Genomic DNA, 9,509 nt, shown 5'->3' with positions numbered 1-9,509 from the left:
CATCGTGGCGAACGGCGTCATGACCCGCAGCGTGCGCGACACGGCGGTGTTCCTGGCGGCGGCGGAGCGGCACCGTCCCGTCGCCCGCCTGCCCCGGGTCGGCCTGGTCGAGGGCGCGGGCCGTCGCCGACTCCGGGTCGGCCTGGTCACCGAGACCCTGCACGGCGAGGCGCTCGACCCCGACACCCAGGTCGAGCTCGAGCGCGTCGCGACGCTCGTCACGTCGCTGGGCCACGAGGTCGAGACCATCCCCGTCCCCGTCGACCCGTCCTTCGAGCGCCACTTCGTGCAGTACTGGCGCGCGCTGGCGTTCGTGATCGAGTACGGCGGCAAGCACCTCATCTCGCCGAGGTTCGACCGCGACAGGATCGATCCCTTCACGCACGGGCTGTCGCGCGCGTTCATCCGCTCGTTCTGGCGCACCCCCGGCGCGATCTCGGCCCTGAAGAAGTCGGCCGCGCAGTACAGCGAGTTCTTCGACACCCACGACCTCGTCATGAGCCCGACCCTGGGGCACGCCACGCCCGAGCTGGGCTGGCTGCACCCGGGCGTCCCGTTCGACGAGGCGTTCGCGCGACTGCGGGCCTACGTCGCCTACACGCCGCTCAACAACGCCTCGGGCGGCCCGGCGATCAGCCTGCCGCTCGCGCGCTCGTCGAACGGCCTGCCGCTGGGGATCCACTTCTCGGCCGACCACGGCGACGAGCGCACCTTGCTGGAGCTCGCCTACGAGCTCGAGGCCGCGTCGCCGTTCGCGCGGATCCAGGACTGAGCCGCGGGGCGGTTCAGGTCCAGTGGCGGTGGCCCGGGCCGCCCTCGTACGGGGCGCCGGCGACGGTGACGCCCTCGCCGGCCTTCACCTCGCCGATCCGGGTCCAGCCGTCGGGCAGCGTCGTGCCGGCGGGGAACGTGGCCGCGAGGGCGTAGTCGTCGCCACCTGACAGCACGAAGCGCAGCGGGTCGACTCCCCCGAGGGCACCGGCGACGGTCTGGACCGCGTCGAGGACCTCAAACGCGGTCGGGTCGACGTCGATCGCGACGCCGCTGGCGCGCGCCACGTGACCGAGGTCGCCCAGCAGCCCGTCACTGATGTCGATCATGGCGGTGGCCCCGGCCGTCGCGGCGGCGGGACCGGCCGCGTAGGGCGGGTGCGGCGAGCGGTGCTCGTCGACCGCGACCTTGGGCGATCGGAAGCCACGGCTGAGGGCGCCGTATCCCGCCGACGCCAGGCCCAGCGTGCCCGCGTAGGCGACCTGGTCGCCGACCTTGGCTCCGGACCGGGTCACGGGGCGCTCGGCGTCGCCCATCGCGGTGATCGAGATGATGATCTGCTCGGCCGCGGACATGTCGCCGCCGACGATGTGCGCGCCGACCTTGGCGCACTCCTCGACCATGCCGCCGATCAGGTCGGTGACCCAGGAGACGGGCAGGCTGCCCGGCGCCGCGAACGCGACGACCAGGGCCGTGGCCACACCGCCCATCGCGTTGATGTCGGACAGGTTGGCGGCGACCGCCTTGCGTCCGATGTCGGCCGCGGACGACCAGTCGCGGCGGAAGTGCCGTCCCTCGACGAGGATGTCGGTCGCGGTCACGTAGGTGCCGTCGGCGGTCGCCACGTGCGCCGCGTCGTCGCCGGGACCGATCAGCACGTACTCGTTGGTGCCCAGTCGCTCACGGACGACGTCGATGAGGGCGAACTCCCCCACGTCCGCGATCGTCGGCTCACTCATGGTCCACTCCGCGGCGCTCGGTCATGGGGTCATCATCTCAGTCGGACGGGCCGGGCGGCGGCCCCTGCGGTAGCGTGTCATCGCCCGACGAAAGGACACTCACGATGGCCGTGCACGCCTACATCCTGGTCCAGACCGAGGTCGGTCAAGCCGCTCAGGTCGCCGGCGCGATCGCCGCGATCGACGGGGTCGAGAACGCCGAGAACGTGACGGGTCCCTACGACGTCATCGCGCGCGTCGAAGGACCCTCGGTCGACGAGCTCGGAACGCTCGTGGTCACCCAGATCCAGAAGGTCCCGGGCATCACCCGCACGCTGACCTGCCCCGTCGTCCGCGCCTGAGAGCGGGCCCACTCCGCGTGAGCCACGTCACGCGGGTGGTTGGATGACGTCATGACCACGACTCGCGAGATCCGCACCCTCGTCACCGGCATGGCCTACACCGAGTGCCCCCGGTGGCACGACGACCGCCTCTGGTTCAGCGACTTCTACACCCACACCATCCGTTCGGTCCGCGAGGACGGCTCGGACCTGCGCACCGAGGTCGAGGTGCCCCACCAGCCGTCCGGACTGGGCTGGCTGCCGGACGGCCGCCTGGTCTACGTCTCGATGAAGGACCGCACGGTGATGCGCCAGGAGGCCGACGGCTCCCTCGTCGTCCACGCCGACGTGTCCGACCACGTCACGGGTCACCCGAACGACATGGTCGTCGACCACCTCGGCCGCTGCTGGCTGGGCAACTTCGGCTTCGACCTCATGGGCGGCGCCGACATCGAGACCGCCTCGCTGCTGCGGATCGACCCCGACGGCAGCGTCACCACCGTCGCGGACGACCTCTGGTTCCCGAACGGCATGGTGATCACGCCGGACGGCGCCCTGCTGGTCGACGAGACGTTCGGCAACCGGGTCACGGCCTTCGACATCGAGGTCGACGGCAGCCTGACGAACCGCCGACCGTTCGCCACGTTCGGCGAGCTGCCCACCTCCCGCAACGTCGGCGAGGCGCTCGGCGGCGGCGTCGTGGCGCCGGACGGCTGCGGGCTCGACGCCGAGGGCGCGCTGTGGATCGCCGACGCCCTCAACGGCCGGGTCATCCGCGTCCGTGAGGGCGGTGAGATCCTCGACGAGGTCAAGCCCGGCTCGGGCGTCTTCGCATGCCTGCTGGGCGGCAGCGACGGCCGCACGCTGTTCATGTCGTGCGCGCCCGACTTCGACGAGCAGGCTCGCAGCGCCGCGCGCGAGGCCGAGATCCGCACCGTCACGGTGGAGGTCCCGCACGCGGGCCTGCCGTGACCCGGGTCAGCGCAGCCCGGTGGGGCGGCCCAACGCGAGCCGGATCAGCCGCTCCACCAGCTCGGCGTACTCGACGCCGGAGGCCTGCCAGAGCTTGGGGAACATCGAGAACGGCGTGAAGCCGGGCATCGTGTTGATCTCGTTGATGACCAGTCCTCCGTCGACGCTGTCGGTGAGGAAGAAGTCCACCCGGGCCAGTCCCTCGCAGCCGATCGCGTCGAACGCCTGCAGCGCGTACTCGCGGATCCGCTGGCGCATCGTCTCGGACAGTTGGGCCGGCACGACGTTCGTGCTGGTGCCGTCGAGGTACTTGGCCTCGAAGTCGTAGTACTCGTGGTCGGTGTCGGTGGCGACGAGGATCTCGCCGACCTCGCTGGCGATCGGCATGCCGCGCTCGTCCTGGATCACGGCGCACTCGACCTCGCGCTTGCCGTGGGCGGCCGCCTCGACGATGACCTTGGGGTCGAACTCACGGGCGGTCAGGACGGCCTTCTCGAGGTCGTCCCACGCGTGCACCGGCGTGACGCCCGAGCTGGATCCCGCGCGGGCCGGCTTGACGAAGACGGGCAGCCCGAGCGCGTGGATCCGGGCCTCGGCGCGCTCGCGCTTCGCCTCCCACTCCCACGGCTGGATCGTGACGTACGGCAGCTGCGGCAGGCCGGCGGCCGAGAAGACGGTCTTGGTGAAGGGCTTGTCCATGCCGACCGAGCTGGCCAGCACGCCCGCACCGACGTAGCGCACATCGGCCATCTCGAGCAGCCCCTGGACCGTGCCGTCCTCGCCCCACGGACCGTGCAGCAGCGGGAAGACGGCGTCGAGCCCGCGCACCTCGTCCCACGCGAAGGCGGGCATCGTGGGACGGACGGCCGGCAGGACGCCGCGCTCGAGGTCGTCCCAGACGGCGGTCTCGCGGACCCAGTGCCCGTCGGTGGTGATGCCGATGGGGACGACGTCGTACCGGTCGCGGTCGATGACCGCGAGGACCTCGCGCGCCGTCAGGCACGAGACTCCGTGTTCGCTGGAGCGTCCGCCGAAGACGACGCCGATCGTGGTGCGCATCGGCTCGACTCTACTCGCCTGTGACACTGGATCCATGCAGCCCGACACCGTGACCGTCATCGCAGGGCGCCCGGCCGACGAGCCCGGCGCTCCCCTCAACGCCCCCATCACCCTGGCGAGCTCGTTCCACCCGGGTGGCCCGTCGGAGTACGGCCGCCACGGCAATCCGGCGTACGAGGCGTTCGAGCAGGTCGTCGGCGAGCTCGAGGGCGGCCGCGCGCTGGCGTTCGGGTCGGGCATCGCCACGGCCGCCGCCACGCTCGGGCTGCTCGAGCCGGGCGCCGTCGTGGTGCTCCCCCGTCACGGCTACAACGGCACGACGAGCCTCGTGCAGAGCGGTCCGTACGAGGCCCGCCTGATCGACCCGTCCGACACCGCCGGCAGCATCGAGGCGTTCGCCGGTGCCGACCTGGTCTGGCTCGAGTCGCCGACGAACCCCGCCATGGAGGTCGGCGCCCTGCCGGCGCTGACCGCCGCGGCCAAGGACGCCGGCGCCCTCGTCGCCGTCGACAACACGTTCCGCACGCCCCTGCGCGACCGTCCGTTGACGTACGGCGCGGACATCGTGACCCATTCGGCCTCGAAGCTGCTCGGCGGGCACAGTGACCTCGTGCTGGGCGTGTTGGCGACGCGCGACGACGCGCTGTTCGAGCGCCTGCTGCAGCACCGTTCGCTGCACGGCGCGATCCCCGGCGCGCTGGAGTGCTTCCTGGCGGTCCGCGGCGTCCGCACGCTGGCCGTCCGGCTCGACCGGGCCGAGGCCAGCGCTGCCGTGCTGGCCGAGCGCCTCACGGCTCATCCGGCCGTGGCCGAGGTCCGCTACCCGGGGTTCGGCACGATGGTGTGCTTCGTGATCGACGATGCCGAGCACGCCCAGCGCGCCACGGAGTCGAGCCGCATCATCACGGACGCGACGAGCCTCGGCGGCGTCGAGTCCACCTGGGAGCGCCGCCGCCGCTTCCCCGCCGAGCCCGAGACCATCCCGGCGGGCCTCATCCGGCTCAGCGTCGGCATCGAGGCCGTCGAGGACCTCTGGGCCGACATCGAGGCCGCGCTCGGCTGATCGGCTCCGCCGAACGAGATCTGTAGGTTTGCGTACCTTCTGAGACCTCGGAAGGTACGGAACCCGACATATCTCGGTCGCGCAGCGACCACCGGCCGGCCGTCAGCGGGTCTCGGCCTTGGCCGAGCGGCTGATCAGCGCGTTCACCAGCTCGAGCGGGGTCATGTTGCCGTCGACGAGGGCGCGGACGTGCTCGACGATGGGCATGTCGACGCCGTGCATCTCGGAGAGCTCGGCGACCGAGGTGCAGGACTTCACGCCCTCGGCGACCTGGCGCGTGCCGGAGGTGATCTCCTCGACCGTCATGCCGCGGCCCAGCTTCTCGCCGAACGTGCGGTTGCGCGACAGCGGCGACGAGCACGTCGCGACGAGGTCGCCCAGCCCGGCCAGCCCCATGAACGTCATCGGGTCGGCGCCCATCGCCATGCCCAGGCGTGCCGTCTCGGCGAGTCCACGGGTGATGACCGAGGCCTTCGTGTTGTCGCCGTAGCCGAGGCCGTCGCACACGCCCACGGCCAGGCCGATGATGTTCTTGACCGTGCCGCCCAGCTCGCAGCCCACGACGTCGGTGTTCGTGTAGGGCCGGAACGCCGCGGTGTGGCAGTACTTCTGCAGCTGCAGCGCGACCGCCTCGTCCGCGCAGGCCACGACGCTGGCGGCGGGCTCGCGCTGGGCGATCTCCTTGGCCAGGTTCGGCCCGCTGATGACGGCGATCCGCTCGGGACCGGCACCAGTGACGTCGGCGATGACCTCGCTCATGCGCAGGTGCGAGCCCAGCTCGACGCCCTTCATGAGGCTGACCATGACGGCCGAGGGCTCGATCAGCGTGCCCCACGACTCGAGGTTGGTCCGCAGCGTCTGTGACGGGACCGCGAGGACGACGATCTCGGCCCCGGCGAGCGCCTCGGCCGGGTCGGTCGTGGCGCGAATCGTCGTCGGCAGCTCGAGGTCGGGCAGGTACTCGGTGTTCTCGTGCCGCTGGTTGACGTTGTCGCACGTCTCCTGGCGGCGGCCCCACAGGTGGACGTCGTGACCGGCATCGGCGAGGACGACCGAGAAGGCGGTGCCCCAGGACCCGGCTCCCATGACTGCAGCGGTGACCATTCAGCTCTCCTCATAACGGGTCTTGGGCTTCTTCAGCGAGCGCACGTCGATGCGCGGCGTCGCGGGCAGCTCGCCCCGGATCTCGGCCTGCAGCGCGGTGATGGCGTCCATCAGTCGCGCCGTGGCGGCCTGGACCTGCGCCACCGTGGCGTTCTCGTCGAGACCGCTCAGGTCGATCGGGGCCCCGACGCGCACGTGCATCGTCTTGCGCGGCAGCAGGCGGAACTCGCGCCGGTACGGCCACATGATGGCCTGCGGACCCCACTGCGCGACCGGGACCAGCGGCGCCCCCGTGGCCAGTGCGGTCCGGACGGCCCCGTCACGACCCGACATCGGCCAGGCCGCGGGGTCGCGCGTCATCGTGCCCTCGGGGTAGATCGCGATGATGCCGCCCTCGGCGACCGCCTCGGTGGCGGCGCGCAGCGAGTCGGCGGCAGCGCCCGTGCCGCGGTAGACCGGGATCTGGCGCGCGGCCCGCAGCAGCCGGCCGATGACCGGCACCGCGAACAGCGGGTCCTTCACCAGGAAGCGCGGAGGGATGTCGTGGTCGACCATCCAGTGCCCCAGGACGAAGGGGTCGATGTACGAGAGATGGTTGGGGGCCAGCACGTAGCCACCGTCACGCGGCAGGTGCTCGTCGCCGCTCCAGTCACGCTTCATCGTGACCATGAAGATCGGTCGCAGGACCGCCACGACGACACGCAGCACCGGCGGAAGCGGGCGCGAGCGGGACATGGGATGAACCCTAGTACGGCAACGGCGCGGGGCCGGCGAACCGGTCCCGCGCCGAAGTCGACGGGTCAGAGCGTCGCGGGCTTGAACGACGGGCGGCGCGACTCGTACGCCGCGATGTCGTCCGCGTGACCCAGGGTGATGCCGATGTCGTCGAGGCCCTCGAGCAGGCGCCAGCGGGTGTAGTCGTCGATCGTGAACGAGTCCTCGATCCGGTCGACGCCCTCGCCGGCCGAGACCGTGCGGGACTCCAGGTCGACGCTGATCTGCGCACCCGGGTTGGCCTCGAGGTACGCCCACAGCGCGGCGACGACCTTCTCGTCGACCTGCGCCGCGAGCAGCCCGGCCTTGCCCGAGTTGCCGCGGAAGATGTCACCGAAGCGCGGGCTGATGATGACCTTGAAGCCGTAGTTCTGCAGCGCCCAGACGGCGTGCTCACGCGACGAGCCCGTGCCGAAGTCCGGACCGGCGACGAGCACGGTGGCGTTCTCGTACGCCGGCTGGTTCAGGACGAACTCCGGGTCGCTGCGCCACGCGGCGAAGAGGCCGTCCTCGAAGCCCGTGCGGGTGACGCGCTTGAGGTAGACCGCGGGGATGATCTGGTCGGTGTCGACGTTGCTGCGACGCAGCGGGGCGCCGACGCCGGTGTGGGAGATGAACTTGTCCATGGTGGTCGTCCTCAGAGCTCGGCGGGCGAGGCCAGGTGGCCGGTGACTGCGGTGGCGACGGCGACGTCGGGCGAGACCAGGTGCGTACGCCCGCCCTTGCCCTGACGGCCCTCGAAGTTGCGGTTGGAGGTCGAGGCGCTGCGCTCGCCCGGCGTGAGCTGGTCGGGGTTCATGCCCAGGCACATCGAGCAGCCCGCGCCACGCCACTCGGCGCCGGCCTCCTTGAAGACGATGTCGAGGCCCTCCTCCTCGGCCTGCAGGCGCACCCGGACCGAGCCGGGGACGACCAGCATGCGCGTGCCGTCGGCGACCTTCCTGCCCTTGATCAGGTCGGCGGCGCGACGCAGGTCGCTGATCCGGCCGTTGGTGCAGGAGCCGACGAACACCGTGTCGACGGTGATGTCGCGCATCGGGGTGCCGGCCTCGAGGCCCATGTAGCGCAGCGCGTTCGCCGCGGCCTCGCGCTCGTCGGCGTCCTCGAAGTCCTGCGGGTTCGGGACCAGGCCCGACAGGGCGACACCCTGGCCGGGGTTGGTGCCCCACGTGACCCACGGGGTGACCTTCGAGGCGTCGATCGTGACGACCTTGTCGAAGTGGGCGTCCTCGTCGGTGACCAGGCTCTGCCAGTAGGCGACGGCCGCGTCCCAGTCGGCGCCCTGCGGCGCGTGCGCACGACCCTCGATGTAGTCGAACGTGGTCTGGTCCGGAGCGATGAGGCCGGCCTTCGCGCCCCACTCGATGCTCATGTTGCAGATCGTCATGCGCTCCTCCATCGAGAGCGCACGGATCGCCTCGCCGCGGTACTCCACGATGTAGCCCTGGCCGCCGCCGGTGGTCTCCTGCGTGATGAGCGCGAGGATCAGGTCCTTGGCGGTGGAGCCCGGGGGCAGCTCGCCGACGACGTCGACGGCCATCATCTTGGGCTTGGCCTGGGACAGCGACTGGGTGGCCAGCACGTGCTCGACCTCGCTGGTGCCGATGCCGAACGCGATCGAGCCGAACGCGCCGTGCGTGGAGGTGTGCGAGTCGCCGCACACGATCGTCATGCCCGGCTGGGTCAGGCCCAGCTGCGGTCCGACGACGTGCACGATGCCCTGCTCGATGTCGCCCATGGGATGCAGGCGGACGCCGAACTCGGCCGCGTTGCGGCGCAGCGTCTCGACCTGCGTGCGCGACACGGGGTCGGCGATCGGCTTGTCGAGGTCGGTCGTCGGGATGTTGTGGTCCTCGGTGGCGAGGGTGAGATCGGGGCGACGCACCTGGCGACCGGAGAGGCGCAGTCCGTCGAACGCCTGCGGGCTGGTGACCTCGTGGAGGAGGTGCAGGTCGATGAACAGCAGGTCCGGTTCTCCCGGCGCGGAACGGACGACGTGGTCGTCCCAGATCTTCTCGGCGAGCGTCTTGCCCATGATTCTCTCCAACTGTGGGGGTTGCGTCTCACAATGCGATACGGCAGTATCAAGACATGGACAACTCTAGCGGAGTCGGCGTTCTCGACAAAGCCGCCCTCGTGCTGGCCGCGCTGGAACCGGGCCCGGCGACGCTGGCCGGACTCGTGACGGCCACGGGCCTGGCCCGTCCGACGGCTCATCGTCTCGCGGTCGCCCTCGAGCATCATCGGCTGGTGGCGCGGGACATGCAAGGACGCTTCATCCTGGGCCCCCGCCTCTCCGAGCTGGCGGCCGCCGCCGGCGAGGACCGGCTGCTCGCGGCCGCGGGTCCCGTCCTGGCCCGCCTGCGCGACATCACCGGCGAGTCCGCGCAGCTGTTCCGCCGCCAGGGCGACCACCGCGTGTGCGTCTCGTCCGCGGACCGGCCCACCGGCCTGCGCGACTCGATCCCCGTCGGCAGCCAGCTGACG

The 9,509-nt window shown here is 71.4% G+C and carries 11 protein-coding genes; 5 read left to right on the top strand and 6 right to left on the bottom strand.

The window, feature by feature from the left end:
- Window positions 1-772: amidase family protein (locus RT323_RS03315; RefSeq protein ID WP_313405006.1), on the top strand; the 772-nt coding region annotated here is incomplete at its 5' end.
- 13 nt (window positions 773-785) lie between these two features.
- Here RT323_RS03315 and RT323_RS03310 read toward each other — a convergent pair.
- Window positions 786-1,730: a thiamine-phosphate kinase gene (locus RT323_RS03310; protein ID WP_313405004.1), complete on the bottom strand. Its 945-nt coding sequence runs from the start codon at window positions 1,728-1,730 to the stop codon at window positions 786-788.
- Between the two features lie 104 nt (window positions 1,731-1,834).
- Here RT323_RS03310 and RT323_RS03305 point away from each other — a divergent pair, with 104 nt between their 5' ends.
- Together RT323_RS03305 and RT323_RS03300 are read left to right on the top strand one after the other, a co-directional pair.
- Window positions 1,835-2,071, top strand: coding sequence for an Lrp/AsnC ligand binding domain-containing protein (locus tag RT323_RS03305; protein WP_313405002.1), 237 nt, complete (start codon window positions 1,835-1,837; stop codon window positions 2,069-2,071).
- Between the two features lie 51 nt (window positions 2,072-2,122).
- A complete protein-coding gene (locus RT323_RS03300; protein WP_313405001.1) occupies window positions 2,123-3,022 on the top strand; it encodes an SMP-30/gluconolactonase/LRE family protein in 900 nt (299 codons plus the stop codon).
- A 6-nt stretch (window positions 3,023-3,028) separates the two neighbouring features.
- Here RT323_RS03300 and RT323_RS03295 read toward each other — a convergent pair whose 3' ends face one another.
- Window positions 3,029-4,081, bottom strand: a complete 1,053-nt coding sequence (locus RT323_RS03295; RefSeq protein ID WP_313404999.1) for a D-alanine--D-alanine ligase family protein — start codon at window positions 4,079-4,081, stop codon at window positions 3,029-3,031.
- Between the two features lie 34 nt (window positions 4,082-4,115).
- Here RT323_RS03295 and RT323_RS03290 point away from each other — a divergent pair, with 34 nt between their 5' ends.
- On the top strand, window positions 4,116-5,144 hold the full coding sequence (locus RT323_RS03290; RefSeq protein WP_313404996.1) for a PLP-dependent aspartate aminotransferase family protein: 1,029 nt from the start codon (window positions 4,116-4,118) through the stop codon (window positions 5,142-5,144).
- 102 nt (window positions 5,145-5,246) lie between these two features.
- On the opposite strand, the gene RT323_RS03285 is transcribed toward RT323_RS03290, so the two are convergent.
- The 4 genes from RT323_RS03285 to leuC form a co-directional block, all read right to left on the bottom strand.
- Window positions 5,247-6,248: an NAD(P)H-dependent glycerol-3-phosphate dehydrogenase gene (locus RT323_RS03285; RefSeq protein ID WP_313404994.1), complete on the bottom strand. Its 1,002-nt coding sequence runs from the start codon at window positions 6,246-6,248 to the stop codon at window positions 5,247-5,249.
- Window positions 6,249-6,983: a lysophospholipid acyltransferase family protein gene (locus RT323_RS03280; RefSeq protein ID WP_313404993.1), complete on the bottom strand. Its 735-nt coding sequence runs from the start codon at window positions 6,981-6,983 to the stop codon at window positions 6,249-6,251.
- A 65-nt stretch (window positions 6,984-7,048) separates the two neighbouring features.
- Entirely contained in the window at window positions 7,049-7,648 is a 600-nt protein-coding gene (gene leuD, locus RT323_RS03275) for a 3-isopropylmalate dehydratase small subunit (RefSeq protein ID WP_313404992.1), read from the bottom strand.
- A gap of 11 nt (window positions 7,649-7,659) precedes the next feature.
- Window positions 7,660-9,057 (bottom strand): 3-isopropylmalate dehydratase large subunit, encoded by a 1,398-nt coding sequence (leuC, locus tag RT323_RS03270; protein WP_313404990.1) that lies wholly within the window; start codon window positions 9,055-9,057, stop codon window positions 7,660-7,662.
- A 56-nt stretch (window positions 9,058-9,113) separates the two neighbouring features.
- Between leuC and RT323_RS03265 the strand changes: the two genes are divergently transcribed.
- Window positions 9,114-9,509 (top strand): helix-turn-helix domain-containing protein (locus RT323_RS03265; RefSeq protein WP_313404988.1); only part of this gene is annotated, 396 nt, incomplete at its 3' end.

The organism is Aeromicrobium sp. (assembly GCF_032084975.1).
Lineage (GTDB): Bacteria > Actinomycetota > Actinomycetes > Propionibacteriales > Nocardioidaceae > Aeromicrobium.
This window is presented reverse-complemented; position numbering and strand designations above follow the sequence as displayed.